Source organism: Dyella sp. LX-66 (assembly GCF_018599165.1).
GTDB classification, from domain to species: domain Bacteria; phylum Pseudomonadota; class Gammaproteobacteria; order Xanthomonadales; family Rhodanobacteraceae; genus Dyella_D; species Dyella_D marensis.
On record NZ_JAHFVJ010000003.1, the window covers coordinates 469,210 to 490,994 of the forward strand.

At 68.3% G+C, this 21,785-nt stretch carries 18 protein-coding genes; 10 read left to right on the forward strand and 8 right to left on the reverse strand.

Annotation, left to right across the window (positions count from 1 at the left end):
* Window positions 1-22: 22 nt before the first annotated feature.
* The 9 genes from KK141_RS08680 to KK141_RS08720 all read left to right on the forward strand — a co-directional run bounded on the left by KK141_RS08680 (window position 23) and on the right by KK141_RS08720 (window position 11,972).
* Window positions 23-3,019: a carboxypeptidase regulatory-like domain-containing protein gene (locus KK141_RS08680; RefSeq protein WP_214569331.1), complete on the forward strand. Its 2,997-nt coding sequence runs from the start codon at window positions 23-25 to the stop codon at window positions 3,017-3,019.
* A 223-nt stretch (window positions 3,020-3,242) separates the two neighbouring features.
* Window positions 3,243-4,526 carry a diaminopimelate decarboxylase gene (lysA, locus tag KK141_RS08685; RefSeq protein WP_214569332.1) on the forward strand — a complete coding sequence of 428 codons (1,284 nt, stop codon included), beginning with the start codon at window positions 3,243-3,245 and terminating at the stop codon, window positions 4,524-4,526.
* On the forward strand, window positions 4,523-5,731 hold the full coding sequence (locus KK141_RS08690) for a dipeptidase (RefSeq protein WP_214569333.1): 1,209 nt from the start codon (window positions 4,523-4,525) through the stop codon (window positions 5,729-5,731). The genes lysA and KK141_RS08690 overlap by 4 nt, the downstream gene beginning before the upstream one ends.
* Complete coding sequence (locus tag KK141_RS08695; protein WP_214569334.1) at window positions 5,715-7,256, forward strand: serine hydrolase domain-containing protein; 1,542 nt, start codon at window positions 5,715-5,717, stop codon at window positions 7,254-7,256. Before KK141_RS08690 ends, KK141_RS08695 begins: the two co-directional genes overlap by 17 nt.
* Entirely contained in the window at window positions 7,195-7,956 is a 762-nt protein-coding gene (locus KK141_RS08700) for a M15 family metallopeptidase (protein ID WP_214569335.1), read from the forward strand. Before KK141_RS08695 ends, KK141_RS08700 begins: the two co-directional genes overlap by 62 nt.
* 12 nt (window positions 7,957-7,968) lie before the next feature.
* A complete protein-coding gene (locus KK141_RS08705) occupies window positions 7,969-9,006 on the forward strand; it encodes a serine hydrolase domain-containing protein (protein WP_214569336.1) in 1,038 nt (345 codons plus the stop codon).
* A 310-nt stretch (window positions 9,007-9,316) separates the two neighbouring features.
* The gene (locus KK141_RS08710) at window positions 9,317-9,850 is read left to right on the forward strand and encodes a hypothetical protein (protein ID WP_214569337.1); all 534 of its coding nucleotides are present in this window, start codon (window positions 9,317-9,319) and stop codon (window positions 9,848-9,850) included.
* Between the two features lie 12 nt (window positions 9,851-9,862).
* Complete coding sequence (locus tag KK141_RS08715) at window positions 9,863-11,392, forward strand: DUF2235 domain-containing protein (RefSeq protein WP_214569338.1); 1,530 nt, start codon at window positions 9,863-9,865, stop codon at window positions 11,390-11,392.
* A gap of 16 nt (window positions 11,393-11,408) precedes the next feature.
* Window positions 11,409-11,972, forward strand: a complete 564-nt coding sequence (locus KK141_RS08720) for a hypothetical protein (protein WP_214569339.1) — start codon at window positions 11,409-11,411, stop codon at window positions 11,970-11,972.
* Window positions 11,973-12,084: 112 nt separating this feature from the next.
* Here KK141_RS08720 and KK141_RS08725 read toward each other — a convergent pair whose 3' ends face one another.
* From KK141_RS08725 to trpE, 3 genes are all read right to left on the reverse strand, one after another.
* The gene (locus KK141_RS08725) at window positions 12,085-12,771 is read right to left on the reverse strand and encodes a hypothetical protein (RefSeq protein ID WP_214569340.1); all 687 of its coding nucleotides are present in this window, start codon (window positions 12,769-12,771) and stop codon (window positions 12,085-12,087) included.
* Between the two features lie 215 nt (window positions 12,772-12,986).
* A complete protein-coding gene (locus tag KK141_RS08730) occupies window positions 12,987-13,700 on the reverse strand; it encodes a hypothetical protein (RefSeq protein WP_214569341.1) in 714 nt (237 codons plus the stop codon).
* A gap of 11 nt (window positions 13,701-13,711) precedes the next feature.
* Window positions 13,712-15,184 (reverse strand): anthranilate synthase component I, encoded by a 1,473-nt coding sequence (gene trpE, locus KK141_RS08735; protein ID WP_214569463.1) that lies wholly within the window; start codon window positions 15,182-15,184, stop codon window positions 13,712-13,714.
* A 173-nt stretch (window positions 15,185-15,357) separates the two neighbouring features.
* Here trpE and KK141_RS08740 point away from each other — a divergent pair, with 173 nt between their 5' ends.
* Window positions 15,358-16,380, forward strand: a complete 1,023-nt coding sequence (locus KK141_RS08740; protein WP_214569342.1) for a hypothetical protein — start codon at window positions 15,358-15,360, stop codon at window positions 16,378-16,380.
* A 111-nt stretch (window positions 16,381-16,491) separates the two neighbouring features.
* On the opposite strand, the gene KK141_RS08745 is transcribed toward KK141_RS08740, so the two are convergent.
* The 5 genes from KK141_RS08745 to KK141_RS08765 form a co-directional block, all read right to left on the reverse strand.
* Window positions 16,492-18,519: an ATP-binding protein gene (locus KK141_RS08745; RefSeq protein ID WP_214569343.1), complete on the reverse strand. Its 2,028-nt coding sequence runs from the start codon at window positions 18,517-18,519 to the stop codon at window positions 16,492-16,494.
* A gap of 16 nt (window positions 18,520-18,535) precedes the next feature.
* Entirely contained in the window at window positions 18,536-19,225 is a 690-nt protein-coding gene (gene pdsR, locus KK141_RS08750) for a proteobacterial dedicated sortase system response regulator (protein WP_167252635.1), read from the reverse strand.
* Between the two features lie 660 nt (window positions 19,226-19,885).
* On the reverse strand, window positions 19,886-20,554 hold the full coding sequence (rpe, locus tag KK141_RS08755) for a ribulose-phosphate 3-epimerase (RefSeq protein ID WP_214569344.1): 669 nt from the start codon (window positions 20,552-20,554) through the stop codon (window positions 19,886-19,888).
* Between the two features lie 69 nt (window positions 20,555-20,623).
* Window positions 20,624-21,427: a co-chaperone DjlA gene (gene djlA / locus KK141_RS08760; protein ID WP_214569345.1), complete on the reverse strand. Its 804-nt coding sequence runs from the start codon at window positions 21,425-21,427 to the stop codon at window positions 20,624-20,626.
* Window positions 21,424-21,735 (reverse strand): c-type cytochrome, encoded by a 312-nt coding sequence (locus KK141_RS08765; RefSeq protein WP_167252638.1) that lies wholly within the window; start codon window positions 21,733-21,735, stop codon window positions 21,424-21,426. The genes djlA and KK141_RS08765 overlap by 4 nt, the downstream gene beginning before the upstream one ends.
* Window positions 21,736-21,785: the final 50 nt, after the last annotated feature.

The following is a 21,785-nucleotide window of genomic DNA, read 5'->3' on the forward strand; positions in this document are numbered from 1 at the left end:
GGGAGACGGGGAGATGGGGGAGATGAGCAGTCGGTATCTGCGCAAGACCGCGCTATGTCTGGGTCTGGGCCTGGCCTTCGGCCTGCCCGCCTGGCAGGCGCATGCCGCCAACAACGACGGCACCATCGTGGGCCGCACGCAGCCCGGTGCGGTGGTGACCGTGCGCGACCCGGCCACCGGCCTGTCGCGCAGCACCACCGCGGACGACAAAGGCAATTACCGCATTCCGTTCCTGCCGGTGGGCAAGTACGTGCTAGAAAGCCGCAAGGACGGCAACCTCACCACCCAGCCGGCCGACGTGACGGTGACCTTGGGCAATGCCACCACGGTGAACCTGGGCGTGAAGGAGCTGGAAGGCGTGAGCGTCAGCGCCACCAGCGTGATCACCAAGGTGGACGTCACTTCCACCGAATCGGCGATCAATATCAGCCGCGAGGAACTGCGCCGCCTGCCGGTGGACCAGAACATCGCCTCGGTGGCCCTGCTCGCGCCGGGCGTCAATAAAGGCAATTCCAGCTTCGGCGGCATCAGCTTCGGCGGTTCGTCGATCGCGGAGAACGCGATCTACGTCAACGGCCTCAATGTCACCGACTTCTACAACCGCAACGGCTTTTCGGAAGCGCCGTTCGCGTTCTACCAGGAGTTCCAGGTCAAGACCGGCGGCTACTCGGTGGAATTCGGCCGCACCACCGGCGGCGTGATCAACGCGGTGGCGCGCTCGGGCAGCAACCAGTTCAAGTGGGGCACCGAGCTGACCATGGAACCGGGCGCCTGGCACGACAAGCCCAAGAACCGCTACGACGCGCAAGGCAACCGCTACCTCGCCTCCAGCGAGGACCGCGATTCGCTGATGAAGACCAATGTATACGCGTCCGGCCCCATCGTGAAGGACAAGCTGTTCTTCTTCGCCATGTACGAGGCGCGCGGCAGCTCGCCGCGCAACACCAGCGACGACGGCACCACCTTCACCAGCAACGGCGCCCATAACGGTTTCTGGGGCGCCACCATCGACTGGCACATCAACGACAACAACCTGCTGTCGCTGATGGCGTTCTCCGACAAGAGCAAGAACACCGGCGACGTCTACGACTACACCTTCGACACGCGCACGCTGGGCGCCAAGACCAACGAGATCTATACCGACTCCGGCGGCAAGAACTGGGCGCTGACCTACACCAACTACCTCACCGACGACCTGTCGATGAAGCTGCTGTACGGCAGCAACAAGCGCAACGCCTATACCCGCTCGCTCAGCGATATCGAGTGCAACCGCGTGGTGGCCGAAACCAAGGTGACCAATGCCTTGCCGGTGCCGGGCGGCGTGCCGCTGGGCTGCACCACCAACTCAACGGTCGAAAAGCGCGACGACACCCGCAAGGAGATCCGCGCCGATTTCGAATGGAAGCTCGGCGACCACCTGGTGCGCTTCGGCTACGACCACGAGAAGGACACCTCGATCTACCAGCGCCACTACACCGGCCCTGGCGCGGTCTACTACAACCTCTACTACGCCACTCCGGGCTCCACCATCAACAACACCGGCGGCGTGCTGCCGGCCGGCTACACGGCGTACGTGCGTGCGCGCCGCTACGAGATCGCCGGCACCTTCGAGACCACCAACTCGGCGTATTACCTGGAAGACAACTGGCAGATCACGCCGACCTTCCTGTTGAACGCGGGCGTCCGCAACGACGGCTTCGACAACAAGGCCGCCAACGGCAGCAGCTACATCAAGATGAAGAACATGTGGGCGCCGCGCTTCGGCTTCTCCTGGGACATCAAGGGCGACGGCACCACCAAGCTGTTCGGCAACCTGGGCCGCTACTTCCTGCCGGTGGCCAACGTGATCAACATCAAGCAGGCCGGCGGCCTGCTCGACGAGCGCACCTACTACGCCTTCAGCGGCTGGCAGATCGTCGACCGCAACGGCAACAAGTACGCGATGCCGGTGCTGGGCCCGCAGCTGGGCGGCGTGGACACCTCGCAGGGCGACGGCAAGGTCGGCGACCTGCGCTCGCAGGTGAACAAGGACATGGACCAGGTGTTCCAGGACGAGGCCATCCTCGGCTTCCAGCAGATGCTGGACAAGAGCTGGTCCTGGGGCGTGAGCGCCACCTACCGCCGCCTGCACAACGCGATCGACGACATGGAGATCAGCGCCACCGGCAAGTGCGGCGCCAATGGCTATATCGGCTGGGTGATGGGCAACCCGGGCAAGAAGAACACCGTGTGGGGCGATACCAACTGCGACGGCGTGGCCGACGGCTGGGTCACGGTGGACACGGCGAAGGAAGGCTGGGCGATGTACGACGCCGACGGCAATTACCTGGGCCAGCGCGGCTGGGTGAAGCCCAAGCGCACCTTCACCTCGGTGGAGTTCCAGCTGGACCGCGCCTGGGACAACAAGTGGGCGTTCAATGCCTCGTACACCTTGTCGTGGAACCGCGGCAATGCGGAAGGCCCAGTCAATTCCGACACCAACTTCGACGACACCGGCCGCACCGAGAACTTCGACAACCCCTGGGTGAACTTCGGCGGCGACGGCTATCTGCCGAACGACCACCGCCACCAGCTGAAGCTGCGCGGCACCTACGCGCTGACTCCGCACTGGCAGTTCGGCGGCGACCTCACCGTGCTGTCCGGCGGCCCGATCACCGGCTTCGGCGTGGGCAATCCGTACGACGCGACCAACTACCACAGCTATTACATCTGCGTGGCCAATTGCTCGTCCGACCGTTCGGAGGACCGCGTGTACGAGCGTTCCCCGCGCGGCAAGTACGGCACCATGCCATGGACCTACAACCTCGGCGCCAGCGTCACCTACCTGCGCTCGCTGGGCGAGACCGGCCAGCTGCGCGTGAAGTTCGCCATCTACAACCTGCTCAACCAGCAGCGCACGGTGGCGGTGGACCAGGACCTGCAGACCTCGATCAGCGACGGCACCAACTCGACCTTCCGCCAGGCCCTGCGCTTCCAGGATCCGCGTTTCGCCCAGCTCACCGTGTCGCTGGATTTCTGAGCATGCATCACTGAAGGTGTACTCCCCAAGGCGGCCCGCGCGAGTTCGGGCCGCCTTTTTTTATTGACGCAAACTCCGGGGCTGAATCCTTCTCCCGCCGGGAGAAGGTGGCGGCAGCCGGATGAGGGTTCGGCCGGAGCGGAGCACATCACTCTTGCGCTCCGCCCGTACCCTCACCCCAACCCCTCTCCCGGAGGGAGAGGGGCTCACCGTTGAGGCACCCATGCAGCACAACGCACAACCTACGACAGACGACACGCCTCACCCCGACACCCTGTTCGACGGCGTCGACCTGCGCCGCCTCGCCGAACGCATCCCCACCCCGTTCCACGCCTATTCCGCCAGCGCGATCCGCGCCCGCATCGACGGCCTGCAGCAGGTGCTGCAAGGTCTGGATGCCACGCTGTGCTACGCCGTCAAGGCCAACAGCAATCTGGCCATCCTGCAGCTGATGGCGGAAGCGGGCGTCGGTGCGGACATCGTGTCTTCCGGCGAGCTGTGGCGCGCGCTGCATGCGGGCATTCCTCCGCAGCGCATCGTGTTCTCCGGCGTGGGCAAGACCGCGGCCGAGATCGCCGAGGCCCTGGCCGCCGGCATCCAGCGCTTCAACGTCGAATCGGCGGACGAGCTGGACCTGCTGCAGCAGATGGCGGCCGAACTGCACGTCACCGCGCATGCAGCGGTGCGCATCAATCCCGACGTCGACGCACAGACCCACGCCAAGATTTCCACCGGCAAGGCGGAAAACAAATTCGGCGTCAGCATCGACGAGGCGCGCCGCTGGTTCGCCCAGGCGGCGCGCCACCCGAACGTGCGGCTGGACGGCCTGCACGTGCATATCGGCTCGCAGATCCTCAGCGTCGAACCGTTCCGCTTAGCTTTCGCGCGCGTGGCGGCGTTCTGGCGCGAGCTGGAAGCTGCCGGCCACGCCATCGCCAGCATCGACGTGGGCGGCGGCCTGGGCGTGCGCTATCGCGACGGCCAGGTGCCGATCGCGCCGGCGGACTACGCCGCGGCCATCCGCGAAGCCCTGGGGGCATTCAAAGGCCGCCTGCTGCTCGAACCCGGCCGCTATCTGGTCGCCGAAGCCGGCGTGCTGCTCACCCGGGTGATCCGCGTGAAGCAGGGCGACCAGCGGCGCTTCCTGGTGCTCGACGCGGCCATGAACGACCTGCTGCGCCCCAGCCTCTACGAAGCCTGGCACGACATCGTGCCCTTGCTCGACGAGGCGCGCCCGCGGCACCGCTACGACGTGGTCGGCCCGGTCTGCGAAACCGGCGACACCTTCGCGGTGGAACGCGAGCTGCCCGAACTGCGCGCCGGCGAGCTGGTGCTGATCCGTACCACCGGCGCCTACGGCGCCTCGATGGCCTCCACCTACAACTCGCGCCCGCTGGCCGCCGAGGTGCTGCTCGACCGCGGCCGCCATGCCATAGTGCGGCGGCGGCAAAGTCTCGAAGACATGGTCGCCGGCGAACAGCCGGCCTCGCATTGGGAAAGCGCATGAAGCTATGGCCTTATCTCGGCGCACTGGCGCCGCTGCTGCTGTGGACCGGCCCCGCCGCGGCGGGCGAGGACCCGCCCGTCACCATCGACACCCACGTCGATATCCCGCTGGCCTACATGCACGAGCCGCGCTTTGACGCGGGTCACGACACGCCGCTGCAGGTGGACCTGGGCAAGATGGAACGCGGCGGGCTGAATGCCGCGTTCTTCGTCATCTACGTCGAGCAGGGCCCGCTCAATGCCAAGGGCTATGCCAAGGCGGTGGCGCAGGCCAAGCGCAAGTACGAGGACATCCACCTGCTGGTGCAGCGCTATCCGCAGCGCATCAAGCTGGCCACCACGCCGGAACAAGTCGTCGCCAACCGCAAGGCCGGCGTGCTGTCGGCGATGATCGGCATCGAGAACGGCTATTCGCTCGGCCACGATCTGAAGAACATGGACTGGGTGTTCGCCCAGGGCGCGCGCTATATCGGCCTCACCCACGTCGGCCACAACGATCTTTGCACCAGCTCGATGCCCACGGCCGAACTGGGCGATCCGCCGCTCAGCGATGCAGGGCTGAGCACGTTCGGCAAGCAGGTGGTGGAGCGCGCCAACCGGCTGGGCATCATGGTCGACGTCTCGCACAGCTCCGATGCCTGCGTGCGCGATGTGCTGGCGCTGTCGAAGGCGCCGGTCATCGCCTCGCATTCCGGTGCGCATGCGCTGGTGAACCATCCGCGCAATCTGCCGGACGACCTGCTGCGTGCGATCGCGGCGAAGGGCGGCGTGGTGCAGGCGGTGGCGTACAAGGGTTTCCTGAAGCTGGATCCGGGCCGCGAGCTGGCAGAGAAAGCCTTGCAGGCGCAGGTGGCCAAGCAAGCGGGCGACAAGCAGTACGACAGCGAGAAGCACGATTTCCTGCCGGCGTATGTCGAAGGCATGGCGCGCATCGATAAGGCCTTCCCCTTGCCGACGCTCGACGATTACATGGCGCAGATCCGCCATATGGTCGACGTCGCCGGCATCGACCACGTCGGCATCGCCTCGGACTTCGACGGCGGCGGCGGCATCGACGGCTGGCGCGACGCCAGCCAGACCCGCAACGTGACCGCTGCGCTGCGCAAGGCCGGTTTCAGCGATGCGGACATCGCCAAGCTGTGGGGCGGCAATCTGCTGCGCGTATGGCGGGCGGTGGAGCAGACGGCCGATGCGCCGGCTCGCTGAAGCCCTGGCGATCGCGCTGCTGCTCGTCGCCGGTGCGGCGCATGCGCAGACGCCGAAGGAACGCTTCGATCCGCTGGTCGACGCCGTGGTGGCGCGCTATCACCTGCCCGGCATCGCCGTCGGCGTGATCGAGAACGGCGAGGTGGTCTACCGGCATACGGCCGGCGAACTGGCACTGGGCTCGGGCCAGGCGGTCACGCCCGATGCGCTGTTCAAGATCGCCTCCAACAGCAAGGCCATGACCTCCACCCTGCTCGCGCGCCTGGTGCAGGAGGGCAAGCTGCGCTGGGACGATCCGGTGAAGCGCTGGATTCCGGCTTTCCATATGTACGACCCGTGGGTGACGGAGCATATGCAGGTCGGCGACCTGCTTACGCATCGCAGCGGGCTGGGCGAAGGCGCGGGCGATCTGATGCTGTGGCCGGAGCCGAATGGCTTCACCCGCAAGGACATCGTCGCCGCGCTGGCCTATCTGAAGCCGCGCTACAGCTTCCGCGCCGGCTATGCCTACGACAACCTGCTCTACGTGGTGGCCGGCGAAGTCGCCGCCGCCGCGGGCGGCGCGCCTTACGAAACGCTGCTGCGCCGCGAAGTCTTCGAACCGCTCGGCCTGGCGCGCTGCCAGGTCGGCAGCTGGCGGCGCGATGCGCTGGCGCCGGTGGCGGTGCCGCATGCCAGCCGCGGCGATGGCTTCGTCGCGCTTACGCCTACCGACCCCGTGGTCCATCCCACCACCATGGAAGCAGCCGGCGGCGTGCAGTGCAGCCTCGACGACATGCTGGCCTGGGCCCGCCAATGGCTGGCGCCGACGCCGCAGCAGCTGGCCTGGCTGCGGCAGGCGCAGCGCGACAAGTTGTGGACGCCGTACACGCCGATGCCGATCTCCGCCCAGCGGCACGCCTGGGATGGCACCAAGCTGTATGCCTACGGCTACGGCTGGCGCATCGCCGATGTCGATGGCGTGCAGACCGTATCGCATACCGGCACGTTGTCGGGCATGTACTCGGCGCTGTACCTGGTGCCGGGCCGGCGCGACGGGTTCGTGGTGCTGATCAATGGCGATGCGGAAGACGCACGCACCGTGCTGATCGAAGTGCTGCTCAAGCAGTTCACCGCACCGGAGAAAGCACGCAGCGTCACCGCCTATGCGGACGAACTCGCCGCGAAGGAAAGCCACCGCCATGCATCGCGCGTGCCCGACACCTCCAAACGCCAGGCCGCCACGCGCAAGGAACTGGCCGGCCTGCTCGGCGTGTGGCGCGATCCCTGGTTCGGCGAAGCGCGGCTGTGCCCGAGCGGCGATGGCGTGGCGTTCGAAGCGGTCAAATCCCCTCGCCTGCGCGGCCCGGTCATGCGCGTGGGCCACGACTACCTGGTGCAGTGGGAGCACGGCGACGCCGAAGCCTGGCTGCATGCGCCCACTAGCAAGTCCGGCAACCTGCAGATGAGCAAGGTCGATCCCGATGCCGATTTCAGCTACGACTTCGAAGATCTCGCCTTCAAGCGCGTGCGCGGCTGCGACTAGGCCGCTGGCGCTGCTGGCCGCCGCACTGCTGTGCGGCTGCGCCACGCCGCCGGCGAAGCCGCCCGTCGCTACCGGCACGCTGGCGCAGGCGAACCTGGTGGATATCCGCGAGCTCGCGCCGGATATCGCCGAAGACATCAAATACGCCGGCAGCGACAACTTCGTCGGCACGCCGGTCGATGGCTACGAGGCGGCGAAGTGCTATCTGCTGCGCCCCGCGGCCGAGGCGCTGGCCAAGGTCGAACGCGACCTGCACGCCAACCATCAGCGCCTGCTGCTGTGGGACTGCTACCGCCCCGCCCGCGCCGTCAGCCATTTCGTGCGCTGGGGCGGCGACCTGGCCGACCAGCGCACCAAGGCCGCGCACTATCCCCATCTCGACAAGCGCGTGCTGCTCGGCGACTACATCGCGCCGCGCTCGGGCCACAGCCGCGGCGCCACCATGGACCTCAGCCTGATGCAATGCGACGCGCGCGACGAACACTGCGCGCCGCTCGACATGGGCACGCCGTTCGACTACTTCGACCCGCTGGCCAATACCGACAACCCGGGCGTGACACCCGCACAACGCGCTAATCGAGACCTGCTGCGCGATGCGATGCGCCGCGGCGGCTTCCGTAACTATAAGTTCGAGTGGTGGCATTACACGCTCGAGCCGGAACCGACGCCCGACACCTACTACGACCTGCCGATCCGCTGACCGGGACCCGCCATGCGCCACTTCGCGTTCCTTGCCGCGCTGCTGCTGTTTTCCGCCAGCGCTCCCGCTGCCGACGCCGACACCTCGATGCAGCCTTACACCGGCAAGGTCCCCGGCGCTTCGCTGCTGGTGCTGAAGGACGGCAAGCCGGTGCTGCGCAAGGCCTACGGCTACGCCGACCTGGAACACGGCGTGGCCGCCACGCCTGCCACCAACTACCGCCTGGCCTCGGTGAGCAAGCAGTTCACCGCCGCCGCCATCCTGCTGCTGGCCGAAGACGGCAAGCTGAAACTCAGCGACTCCGTGCGCCGCTGGCTGCCCTCGCTGCCGGCGAGCGACCAGGGCATCACCATCCACCACTTGCTTTCGCACGCATCGGGGCTGATCGACTACGAAGACCTGATGCCGCCCGGCACCACCAGGCAGCTCAACGATGGCGACGTGCTGCGCATGCTGTCGGCCGAGACGCGCAGCTATTTCGCGCCCGGCACCAGTTACCGCTACAGCAACAGCGGCTATGTGCTGCTGGGGCTGATCGTCGAACACGCCTCCGGCCAGCGCCTGCCCGAGTTTCTGCGCCAGCGCATCTTCAAGCCGCTGCATATGGACCACACCCTGCTGCGCGAACCGGACGGCCCGCAGCCCGCACATCGCGCCTACGGCTACAGCCAGCAGGACGGCCGCTGGGTGCGCACCGACCAGGACCTCACCAGCGCCACCCGCGGCGACGGCGGCATCTATTCCTCGATCGACGACCTGGCGCGCTGGGACGCGGCGCTCTACGACAGCCGCCTGCTCAAGGACAGCTCGCGCGCCCTGGCCTTCGCCGCGCAGAACCAGGTCACGGGTGAAGAGGACGTCGACGCCTACGGCTACGGCTGGCGCATCCACGGCGACGTGCGCTGGCATTCCGGCGAGAGCATCGGCTTCCGCAACGTGATCGTGCGCTGGCCGAAGCAGCATCTGACGGTGATCCTGCTGAGCAACCGCAACGATCCGGAGCCGTACCGGACGGCACTGAAAATCGCACAGCCCTATCTCTCGCCCTGACGGCGTAGGTTGGGGTGAGCCGCAGGCGAACCCCAACATCCAGCCATGGCGCACCGTTGGGGTTCGCCTGCGGCTCACCCCAACCTACCGTTACGGGTGCGTGACGGGGTAAGTCTGTGCGGTACTTCGCTGACTGGCCGGTCGAAACTGGCCACGCTACCGCAGCGCGGTAAGATGGCCGGGGCCATCGGACTCCGCATGGCCGACACGAAGACAAGGGATTGCTCGCATGCGCACTTCAGCCCTCCGGCTTCAGGCCTCGCTCGTACTGGGCCTCACGGTTTCTCTCTCTACAGGATGTGTTTTCGCCATGTCACTCGACGACACGCAGGGAACTGCGGCACAGGCGCCGGCTCTGACCCGCCAGGTACCGCTCCATTTCAAGCGCCACAACTTCGAGGCGTTCTGCTACGACGCCACCGGCTGCAGCATCATGTACAACGGTCGCTACCAGGTGCAGAAAGCGGCTGACGAAGCCTCGCCGCCCAAGCCCGCCGGCGACTACCGCGAAGGCTGGGGCTCGGCGGAACTGGGCATCAGCAACTTCCCGGCGCCGGCCGAAGTCCATTGGAAATCCAAGGACGGCACGGCGCACGAGGCCAAGGTCGACATCGCGCAGATCTTCAAGGACGAGCTGATCTGGCACAACGTGCCCAAGGAAGCGATGACCGATTTCTACTCCGGCCCCGTGGCCGGCGCGCCGGACATCTACCTGGAAGTGGACGACCGCACCATCAGCGTCTACACCGCGATGTTCATTCCCACCCGGCAGCAGCAGATCCCGGGCAACAAGGACAGCGACTTCAGGAAAGACATCTTCCTGGTCTGGAGCAGGACTTACTAAAGGAGCTGCACCATGCCCAAGGAAACCCACAAGGTAGGCCCGGACGGGATACTCAACGACGGGGTGAGCACTTACCCCGCCGACACCGCCCGCCTGCAGAGCTACGACACCGCGCGCGACCAGCTGGCGAAGTTCGAGGCGCCCGTGCTGATCCATGCCAACAATCCGCACGAGCGCGTGTTCGTGGCGGCGTTCGACGGCACCGGCAACGACGTGCTGCACGACCCGGAACACGCCACCAACGTGGCCAAGATCCATGCGCAGATCCAGGAGCGCAACCGCGCCGGCGATCGCAGCATCGTGTCCGGCTACCTCGCCGGCCCGGGCACCCAGGAAAATGGCGTCACCAAGACCTTGGACGGCATGCGCGGCTATACCTACGAGCGCCGCACCGAGGAGATGTACAAGCAGTTCATCGAGCAGTCCAAGCAGTGGCGGCGCGACGACCCCGAAGCGAAGATCAGCGTGGTCAGCATCGGCTTCAGCCGCGGCGCCGAACAGGCGGCCGGCTTCACCCGGCTGGTGGAAGAGCGCGGCATCGAGGATCCGAGCGGCGCCAAGTACACGTACGAGCGCGACGGCATGATCAAGAACGCGCAGTACTCCAAGCCGCGGCTGGAAGAAGCGGGCAAGGTCGCCCAGGTCGAAGGCCTGTTCGATCCGGTCGGCACCGGCGTGCCGCAGAAGCACGACCGCCGTCCGCCGCCCTCGGTGATTTCCGGCTTCCAGATCATCGCCGCGGACGAGCGCCGCGGGCTGTTCAAGGTCGACCACATCATCCCGCCGGGCGAGAGCAAGGACGGCCGCTTCCTCGGCGTCACCGTGGCGGGCGCGCATTCGGACATCGGCGGCAGCTATCACCGCGACGGCCTGGCGGTGCGCAGCAACAACCTGATGGTCGACTACCTCAACACGGTGAGCGACAAGCCCTTCCTGCAGAAGGGACAGGTGCCGACCGAGCCGGGCATGAACGTGGTGCACCGCTCGGAACAGGGCATGCTGCTGTACCGCTTCAACCAGGTGGACCGCAACACACCGGCCGGCTACAACACCGTGCTGGTGCCGAAAAACGAGTGGAACGGCGTCGGCACCCGCACCAGCGCGGAGCCGGTCAACGAGGATCTCAGCAAGGCCTACCCGCGCCAGCCGGTCACCATCGGTCCGGTGCCGCAGGCGCAGGGTCAGCAGGCGCAAGGTCAACAAGCGCAGGGGCAATCGGTACAGGGTCAATCGGTGCAGGGGCAGACGCCCACGCCGTCGTCGCCGCAGCAGCCGGTCGCGGCACCTTCGACCAGCGATCAGTTCGACGCACTCACCCGCGCCGCGGCCACGCAGAACGATGCGGCTTCGCGACAGATCGCGCAGTCCTACGCGCAATCGGGCGAAGGCCAGGCCCTGCTCGCACAAGGTCAGCAGGCCAACCGGCAGCTGCAGGCGCAACAACAGCAGCAGCAACAGCAGCAGCAGGCCACGCCCGCACCGACGCAGCAGCAGCCGCCGAACCAGCAGCAGCAACAGCAGGGGCCGACGCTCCGGCAATGAACGCGAGTAGACGCACATGACCCAGGACGACATCAAGGCCATGGCGGTGAAGCTGTCGATGCTGGTCGACAGCTTCGAGACCCGCGGCGACAAGGTGGTGCAGCAGAACGCGCAGGCGGCGGAGACCATCCGCATGGCGGCGCAGAGCGTCAGCCAGGTGGCGCAGCAGGTGTCGGCCAGCGCGGTGGAGGAATTCCGCCAGGCGGCCGGCGCCACGCTCAGCCACGGCCTGCGCGAACCGTTCGCGCAGGCGGAGAAGCATCTGGAAAGCGCGATGCTGGATGTGCGCAACGCGGCGGCGGACCTGCAGCAGCGCATCAGCAGCGCCGGGCGGGTGCATACGGCGACGGCGTGGAAGGCCTTCATCGCCTGCGCCGTCGGCGGACTGCTGGTGATCGGCGCGGCAGCTTATACGGTGATACACGCGCATACCGAATTGTCGAATGCGGCGTGGACGTCGCAGATCAATGCGGCGATCGCGGCGGGGAATCTGGCGCCGTGCGCGGATGGCGGGATTTGCGCGCGGGTGGATGGAAAGCGGTGGGTGCGGCTGGATCCGCCGCAGGATCCGCGCCACTAGCCCATCAACGACAGCGTAGGTTGGGGTGAGCCAAAGGCGAACCCCAACGGACCTTGCATGGTCGCCGGCACGTTGGGGTTCGCTGCGCTCACCCCAACCTACGCCATGTACGTCAGTCCTTATGCACGGCCACGCACTTGTCGCCGTCGCACTCGATATGCACCGGCTCACTGCCCGGGCAGTTCGCTTCCAGCACCGAGCGTGCGCCATCGGCCATCACCACGCGCAGCGCACGGTCGCACTGCTTGGCCGCGGCCACGTTCTGCGCGGCGTTGAAGGTGGTCGGCGCGATGCGGCGATCCAGGCTGGCCAGGTCGCTGGCGGCAGCCGGCACCGAAGCGGCGGCGTTGCCGCTGCCCATCGTCGCGGGCGCACCGCCGGCCATGGCGGCCGCGTCGTAGTGCTTGTTGTACGAGGTCACGCTCAGGTGATCCGGATAGTGGTGCGCGGCGCCGTTGGTGAAGTCCACCACGATGCCGATCAGGCCGCCGAACAGGAGGTTGCCCCACACCATGCCGCGCGTGCTGGCGTGGTAGGTCTGCTGGCCGATCTGGGTGCCGTCCTTCTGGCAGCTCACGTCCAGCGCGCCGTCCGAGCGGCGCACGCGGGCGGTGCCCGGCGTGGTGACGCTGACAGTGCCGCGGTCGTTGCTCAGCGTGCACTGGGCGGTGATGCTGCTCTGGTCGGACGCCTTGGTGTCGACGCTGACGTTCTGGTACTTGCCGCCGACGATCGTCGCGCACGACGACAGCAGCAGCGCGCATGCGGCGACGCATGCGGTCCTGGCGATGAGTTTCATGTTTTCCCCTGTTTCTTTGCTGCAACCCGCGCGCTCCCCCGGAAGCCACCATGGCGTCCGCGTCGCGGGGTATCACCGGAAGAGGTTCTGCGGCATCGGGCCCCGTTTCCCTGGGAGCGTGCCTGGCGGCACGCGGCGCAATGGCGACCGCCCTTCCCTGCGATCGCCGTCACATTCTGGCAGATTTTGTGACGTAGTTCTTACGCCGAGCTTGCTTAGGGGGTCGGCGCCAGCAGCGACGAGGGCATGGCCAGCACGTTCGCCGTATAGCTCTCCACCACCAGGCTGAAAGGCCGGTTGTCGCCGCTCACCAGCACCGCGCGGTGCTGCAGCACATGAGCGGGGATATCCAGCGGATGGCGGGTGGCCGGCGGCAGCGGCGCGCCGGCGTCCCAGCCGGCCGGCAGCGGCGACCACAAGAGCTCCGCGGCCAGGGTCTGGCGGCGGAAGTGCAGCGCCTGCACCACCTTGCCGAACGGGGTGTCGCTCTCGTCCAGCTCACGGTTCATCGCCTCGCTCAGGCGCGACGGCACGTACCAGTTGTCGGCTTCCGACAGCACCAGGCCGCCGCACACCAGCTGCACCTGGCGGTAGCGCACCGGTTCTTCGGCGCCGATGCCCAGCTGCTCGCGCGCGCCATCCGGCAATGGTTTGTCCGCGCCCTTCACCACGCGCGCGACCACCTTGGCGTCGTGGGCCAGATGATGGGTGCCGCACCAGCGCTCCAAGGTGAGCGTGGCGCTGGGGTGGCTCAGCAGGTCGGCGTTGAGCGACTGCAGCATCGCCATCGCCTTCATGCGGCTGTACGGGTCGTCGACCCAGCGCGTTTCCAGCGGCTCGCGCGCACTGGCGCTGAGCGAATACAGCAGCGGCAGCGCGACGACGCCGGCAAGGGTGATCGAAAGACTCAACTGGCGCTTCCTGTGCATACGCATCCGCCTTACAGACCCTTCGCCGCCTGCGCCACGGCGCGGAACAGCGCGCGGCCCTTGTTCATGGTCTCCTCCCACTCGGCGGTGGGGTCGGAGTCGTAGACGATGCCGGCGCCGGCCTGCACGTGCAGGCGGCCGTCCTGGATCACCGCGGTGCGGATGGCGATGGCGGTATCCGCATCGCCCCACCAGCCGATCCAGCCGATCGCGCCGGCGTAGATGTTGCGCTTGTAGGGTTCGAGCTCCTGGATGATCTCCAGCGCGCGGATCTTCGGCGCACCGCTCAAGGTACCGGCCGGGAAGGTGGCCTTGAGCACGTCCATGTAGCCGACGTCGGGGCGCACCTGGCCCTGCACCTGCGACACGATGTGCATCACGTGCGAGTAGCGCTCGACCACGAAGGACTCGCTCACTTCCACGCTGCCGGTCTCGCTGATGCGGCCGATGTCGTTGCGGCCCAGGTCGATCAGCATCACGTGCTCGGCGCGCTCCTTGGGGTCGGCCAGCAGCTCCGCTTCCAGCGCCTGGTCTTCTTCCTCGGTGGCGCCGCGCTTGCGCGTGCCGGCCAGTGGGCGCACCACCACCTTGCCGTCCTTCAGGCGCGCCAGGATCTCCGGCGAGGAGCCGACGATCTGGGTGTCGCCCAGATCGACGAAGTACATGTACGGCGACGGGTTCAAGGCGCGCAGCGCGCGGTACACGTCCACCGGGCGCGCGTTGAAGCCGACGCTCAGGCGCTGCGAAGGCACCACCTGGAAGATGTCGCCGGCGCGGATGTATTCCTTCGCGCGCTCGACCATCGCCTCGAATTCCTCCTTGGTGAAGGAGGATTTGAAATCGCCCTCGTCCAGCGCCACCGACTGGGTGAGCTGCGGATACGAGGCGCCGCCCTGGCGCAGGCGGTGCACCAGCGCGTCGAGCCGGCGCTGCGCCTCGGCGTAGGCGTGCGGCCGGGCGGGATCGGCGTGCACGATCAGGTACAGGCGGCCCTTGAGGTTGTCGAAGACGGCGACTTCCTCGGCCAGCATCAGCAGCACGTCGGGCGTGCCCAGTTCGTCGGCGCGGTCCCAGCGCGCCAGGCGCGGCTCGATATAGCCGATGGTCTCGAAGCCGAAATAGCCGACCAGGCCGCCGCTGAAAGCCGGCAGCTGCGGCAGGCGCGGCACGTCGTACTGCAGGCGCAGTTTTTCGATCTCGGCGAGCGGGTCGTCCAGGTGGCGGCGCTCGGTGACTTCGCCGCTGTCTTCCACTTCCAGCTCGTGCCCGCGCAGGCGGTACACGCGGCGGGCCGGCAGGCCGATGATCGAATAGCGTCCCCAGGTGGCGCCGCCCTCGACCGATTCGAACAGGAAGGTGTACGGGCCGTCGGCCAGTTTCAGGTACACCGACAACGGCGTGTCGAGGTCGGAAAACACCTCGCGTACCAGCGGGATGCGCGTATGGCCTTGGGCAGCCAGCGCGTCGAACTGCTCGCGGCCGATCTTCTCTGGTGAGCTCACGTCTAGGGGATCCGGGAAGCCATGCGGGGAACACTCAAGGCGGCCATTGTAGGCATAACCGCGGCGGCGGCGGCGCCCGCGCTTGTCCGCTCCGGGCGCCGCGCCTACCCTTGGGCGGATGGGCGCGGCACCCGCGTCCCCCGGTGGGAACCGATATGGATCAGTACTGCCTCGTGCTCACCGGCCGCCTGCTGCCCGGCCACGACCCGGACAGCGCGCACGCCCGCATGGCCGAGGCGTTCGGCATGCAGGGCGCGGATTTCCGCAAGCGCGTGTTCGAGCGCGCGCCGCTGCTGATCCGCCGTGGGCTGGAGCTGTCCGCCGCGCAGGCCCAGGCCGCGCAGCTGGAAGACATGGGCGTGGAAGCGCAGCCGGAACCGGACGACGCACCGCTGGTATGGCTGCTGCGCATGGGCCAGGTGCGCGGCCCGCTGCCGGAATCCGCGCTGGCGCGCTATGCCGAAGCCGGCGACCAGTGGTGCCATGACGGCGGGCAGCAGTGGTTCCCGTGGCCGCCTTCGAGTGCCGGCGAGCCGCTGCCGCCGCCGCTGCCTACCGATGCCACGCACGCCATGCCGCCGCCGATCCCTGCTGCCACCGCGCCGAGCCGGACCTGGCGCGTCCCCGGCTGGGCCATCGCCGTGCTGGTGATCGCCGCCGCCGGGTTGGCGCTGTGGCTGTACAAGCCCGCGCCGGCCGCTGCACCGGAAGCCGCGCAGCGCTATGTGCCGCGGCCGCTGCAGCCGCTGGAATTCGAGGACGACGACGATGGCGACGCCGCCGTCGTCACCAGCGCCAACGCCGGCCAGTGCGCCGCCGCCGCGCCCACGGCGCGCAGCGACGAGGACCGCTTCCTGCTCACCGGCGGCCAGCGCCTGCTCACCGGCCGCGCGCAGCGCAAGGGCGATACCTATGTCGCGGAGGCCGCCGCGAGCTTCGACCGCGCCTGCCATCCGTCCAGCCTGCAGCTGTACGTGTTCCGCAGCGGCGTGTTTATCGGCACTGCGCTGGAGAATGCGGCAGGCGCGGCCAGCGAGAAGCTGGCTGATTTCAAGCTGGATGACGACCAGCACCTGAGCGTGACGCTGGTGCCGTGCAAGGGCGAGACCTGCGGAACTCCAGCGGTGCTGCAAGTACAGGTACTGCACAGCGCTAGCGGGTGGATGGTGAGGCGCTAGCCTCCGGGTGTGCGTGACGCAGGTTGGGATGAGCCGGAGGCGAACCCCAACGATACGGTGCGTCCGGACGGTGCGATGTTGGGGTTCGCCTCCGGCTCACCCCAACCTACGTTACAGGCGCTGGCGCGGCATGCCCTGCAGGCTGAGGGTGAAAGCCACGCCGCTGCCATCCTCCAGATTGCGCGCCGACGCCACCCCATGGTGGCGCTCGGCCACCAGCCGCACCACGTACAAGCCCAGGCCAAGATGCGGCACGTCGCCCGGCCTGGCCTTGTCGCGCAGGCTGACCAGCGAATCGAACAGACGTCCCTGCATCGCCGCCGGCAAAGGCTCGCCCTGGTTGGCCAGCTCGATCTCGGCGCCGTCGCCGGCCGCGCGCAGGCTCAACCGCATCCAGCCGCCCTCGGGGGTGAACGAGAGCGCGTTGTCGAACAGCTTGTCCAGCGCCTGCGCGATCAGTTCCGGCGCGCAGTGCAGGCGCAGCGGGCCGTCCGGCAGCACGCAGTCCAGTCGGCGCGTGCCGGCCAGCGGGCGGTAGGCGTCGGCGCAGCCGCGCACCACTTCGGCCAGGTCCACGTCTTCCGGCTCCGCCGCGGCGATGGCGCGCTCCATCCGGCTGGCTTCGCTCATGGCGCGCACCAGGGTGCCCAGGCGCGCCACGCCGTCGCGGGCGCGGGCCAGGTAGGGCGCGGCTTCGGGCGGCAGGGCGTCGCGGTCGGTGAGCGAGTGCTCGAGGTTGTCCAGCGAGGACTTCACGATCGCCAGCGGCGTATTCAGTTCATGCGACAGCTTGGAAGCCAGCGTGCGCAGGTAGTCGGTATAGCCGCCGACCACTTCGAACAGGCGCTCGAAGCTGCGCGCCAGGTCGCCGATCTCGTCCTGCGCGTCGGTCATCGGGAAGCGCGCCAGCATCTGGCCGTCCAGACGTCCATCGTTGGCCTGCGCGCGCTCGGCGGCATTGCGCAGGCGCGACAGGCGCAGGCTCAGCCGCGTGGCGAAGGCCAGCAGGATGCCGCCGGCCACCAGCAGCACGCCGAAACTCGTGGCCAGCAGGCCGAGCAGCGCGCGGTTGGCCAGCAGCGGCACGGCGCGGCTGGACTGTTCCAGCAGCAGCACGCCCTGCACCTTGCCGCCCTGCTCCACCGGCACCGCCGCGGCCAGCACCACGCTGCCGCGCGCCTCGCCCTGGCGCCACAGCGTGGACGGCGCGCCGCCGGCGGCGGCGTTCACTTCGTGCACGTCCAGGCGCGGGGCGTCGTCGGTCCAGGGCTCGGCGTCTTCCAATTGATTGGCCAGCAGCGAGCGGTACACCAGCGAGGCGAACCAGCCCGGCTGCTCGCCGGCCGGCACCGCGGTGTTGCCCAGGCGGCCGCTGCGCGCCAGCAGCCAGCCCTGCGGCGCCAGCACGCGGGCGCGCACGTTCTCCGGCGCGAGCTGGGCCAGTTCGTGCGAAAGCTCGGCGGAATAGCCCAGCAGCGGGCGCACGTCGGCCGCCTGCGGATCGCTGTCCGGCGCCGCCGCGTCGTAGATGCCCACGCCCAGGCCGTCCAGGCCCAGCGCGCGCGGCAGGCGCAGTTCCACGCGGTAGCCGCTGCCGTCTTCCTGCCACTGCGCGGCGATCCATTCCGGGAAGCGCTCCACCGCCGGATCCAGCGGCCGCGCCGTGGCCGGCCCCGGCGCGGCGCTGGCGATCAGATACCGGCGCAGCTGGCCGCCCTTGCGCAGGCCCAGGATCAGGTGATCCGCGGCCAGCGCATTGGCGTCGGCCGCGTCGGCGCGGGTGCGGTGCGTGCTGCGCACGTCCACATAGAGGTACAGCCAGTCGCGGTCCTCGGCGAGCAGCAGCTTGCCGCGCTTGTCCAGCGACTGGCTCCACGGCGTCAGCGGCGCCCAGTCGTCGCCATAGCCATCGACCGTGATGGGATTGACCGCCTGCTGCACATACCAGCCATTGCCGCCCGGCGGCAGCGGCGCATGCGTCACCACCAGGCTGCGCGCCACTGCGCGCGCCGAGGCCACCAGCGCCTGCGCCTGGCCTTCGCGCAGCAGGGTTTCCATCTGGCGCACGTACAGCCAGCCCGCCACGGGCAGGGCCAGGGTGCACAGGGCGACGAGCAGGAGCTTGCGGCGGAGCGTCATCGGCTGGCCGGGCCCATCAAGGGCGCCAGCGATAGCCGACGCCGTGCACCGTCTCGATCGCGTCGAACTCCGGCGCCACCGCGATGAACTTCTTGCGGATGCGCTTGATGTGCGAGGTGATGGTGGCGTCGTCCACCACCAGCTCCGCCTCGCGCATCAGCTGGTCGCGGTTCTTCACGTGGCCGGGGAAGCGCACCAGGGTGTGCACCATCCAGAACTCGGTGACGGTGAGCGGGATCTCTTCGTTGTTCCAGGTGATGCGCATGCGCTCGGATTCGAGCTTGAGCGGGCCGTGCTCGATCACCGTCTCGCTCGACGCCGGCGCCTTCATCGACTCGATGCGGCGGAACAGCGCGGCGATGCGCGCGGCCAGCTGGTGCAGGCTGGTGTCCTTGCTCAGGTAATCGTCGGCGCCCAGGCGCAGGCCGGAGATCACGTCGAAATCGGAATCGCGCGCGGTGAGAAAGATGATCGGCAGCGTCGGCGATTTCGCGCGCAGCTCGCGGCACAGGTCGAAGCCGCCTTCCGGCTCGTCGCCCAGGCCGATGTCGATGATCACCAGCTCGGGCAGGCGCATGGCGAAGGCGGTCGAGGCCTCCTGGCGCGAGCCGTAGCCGCGCGTGTCGTAGCCGAAGCGGTTGAGCGCCTCGACGTAGTTGGCGCGGATCAACGGTTCGTCTTCGACGATGGCAATGCTGCGGCCCATGGAGCGTTCCCTCTCGGTGCGGATGGCGCGCAGGGTGCTATGCCGACTCGCGCGGCGCAAGGCGGGGGCTTGTGCTGCCCGCGTTTTGCCAGACGCCATCGCGCCTTCGCCCGCACCGTGCCGGGCCGCGCGCCCGCCGCCGGCGCCTCATAGGCAGCACTTCGACGCACCCCGGATGCCGCCATGAACAAGCCCGAACCCACCGACCCCAATGCCGAACTGCGCAGCTTCGAACCCCTGCGCGTGGTGCTGGCCCTGGGCGCCCTGCTGCTGGGCCTGGTGATGAGCATCCACTGACCCGCCTCTGTAGTGAGCTGCCGTGGAAGGCATGGGCGGCTGGTGCGCAAGGAGGCGTGCCGGGCCGCCGGGGCAAGGAGCCCGCCGCGATACCGTCAACCGAGTGCCCCCTTCCCGTCCGCCTCCGGACGGTGAGTTCCGCCCCGCTCCCGCGCGGGGCTTTTTTCTTGCGGCGGAAATATTTTCGTCGTGCAAGGAACCATCAGGGGAATGCCCTGTCAGAACTTGCGGTGGCGCCCGAATCCATTGCCGTGGAACCCGCAGGAGCGTAGGGCGCAACCAGCGTGGTCTCCTCTGGCGTCGTTCCGACGTCTTATCCCGGCGCTTCCCCGCGCCGGGATTTTTATTGCCTGCGGTTCAAGCTCAGGCGCCCAGCTGGGCGTGCATGGCCTTGATCACGGCCTGGTAATCGGGCGCATTGAAGATGGCCGAGCCCGCCACGAACGTGTCCGCGCCGGCGGCGCCGATCGCGCCGATATTGTCGGCGGTGACGCCACCGTCCACTTCCAGGCGGATCGCGCGGCCGCTCTCGTCGATGCGGCGGCGCACCTCGCGCAGCTTGTCCAGCGCATGCGGAATGAATTTCTGGCCGCCGAAGCCGGGATTGACCGACATGATCAGCACCAGGTCGAGCTTGTCCAGCACATGGTCCAGCCAGTTCAGCGGCGTGGCCGGGTTGAACACCAGGCCGGCCTGGCAGCCGGAATCCTTGATCAGGCCGATGGTGCGGTCGACGTGCTCGCTGGCTTCCGGATGGAAGCTGATCACGCTCGCGCCGGCCTTGGCGAAGTCCGGCACGATGCGGTCCACCGGCTTGACCATCAGGTGCACGTCGATCGGCGCGGTGACGCCGTAGTCGCGCAGCGCCTTGAGCACCATCGGGCCGATGGTCAGGTTGGGCACGTAATGGTTGTCCATCACGTCGAAATGCACCCAGTCCGCGCCGGCGGCCAGGGCCTTGGCGGTGTCCTCGCCCAGGCGGGCGAAGTCGGCGGAGAGGATCGAGGGGGCGATGACGTTGGGCTGTTTCATGATCGGGCGCACGGAAGGGAAAAACAGGGGGAGCCTACACCGCCGCGAGCGACGGCTCGGCCGTTCGACTCACTTAAACCCGCGCTCGGCCTTGATCCGCTCGTACGCCGCGTTGATCTCGCTGGCGCGCGCTTCGGCCCGCTTGCGCATGTCCTCGGGCAGGTCGCCCAGGCGGTCGGGGTGGTGTTCGGAAATCAGCTTGCGGTAGGCGCGCTTCACGGCGCGGTCGTCGACGTCGCGGCCGATGCCCAGCACGGTGTAGGGATCCGGGCCGCTGGTATTGCGCTGCGGCGGCGCGTAGCCGCTGCCGTTGCCATAGCTCTGGCCGCGGTAGTTGGCGCCGGCGTTCCAGGCGTAGCCCTTCATCGCCATCAGCGCCATCAGCTCCATGTCGCTGACCCGCAGGGCGAAGGCGAGCTGGCGCAGGATGGCCATTTTTTCCGGGGGCGGATTGCCCTCGGCCAGCACGGTGTCGATCACCACGTCCAGCACCGGGAAGGCATGGTCGCGGCGCACGCCCACCCACTGGCGCAGCTCGTCGATGGCTGGGGTCACGTCGAATTCCGGCGCCTTGCCGGCATTGAAGGCCGCCACCGCCTGCTGGCGCTGCTCGGCCGGCAGGCCCATGCGCGACATCAGGCGCTCGGCGACGGCGATCTCCGCTTCGGACACGCGCCCATCCGACTTGGCCACCGCGCCCAGCAGGGCGAACAGCGGGCCGATGTAGCCGCCCTCGGACGGGGTACGGCGGCGCCGGGTCTGGCGCATGCTGTCGATGACGAAGCCGACCACGCCGCCGGCGATCATGGTCGACAGGCTGTGGCCGAAGACCAGGCCCAGGAAGGCCAGCACCAGGGTCCAGGACATGTTCATGGCTGCGCCTTCACCGGCGCCTGCTGGCTGTACCAGCGGGCCAGTTCGTCCAGGTCCGCCTCGCTCACCGGGCCGATCGCCGCCTGCATGATCGGCGCCTTGCGGCGGCCGTCGCGGTATTGGCGCAGGGCCTCGCGCAGGTACTCGGCCTTCTGCGCGGCCAGGTGCGGCGCGCCGGGGATCTGCGCGATGCCGGTTTCGCCATGGCAGGCCGCGCACAGGCCCAGCCGCGCCGGCTTCGGCGGCGTGGCGGCAACGGCAGGAAGGCTGGCGGCGAGAACGAGTACCGCAGTCAGGGCGAGGCGCATCGGCGACACAGGTGAGGGGCTAAAGACTCCCATACTAGCAGCCCCGCCAC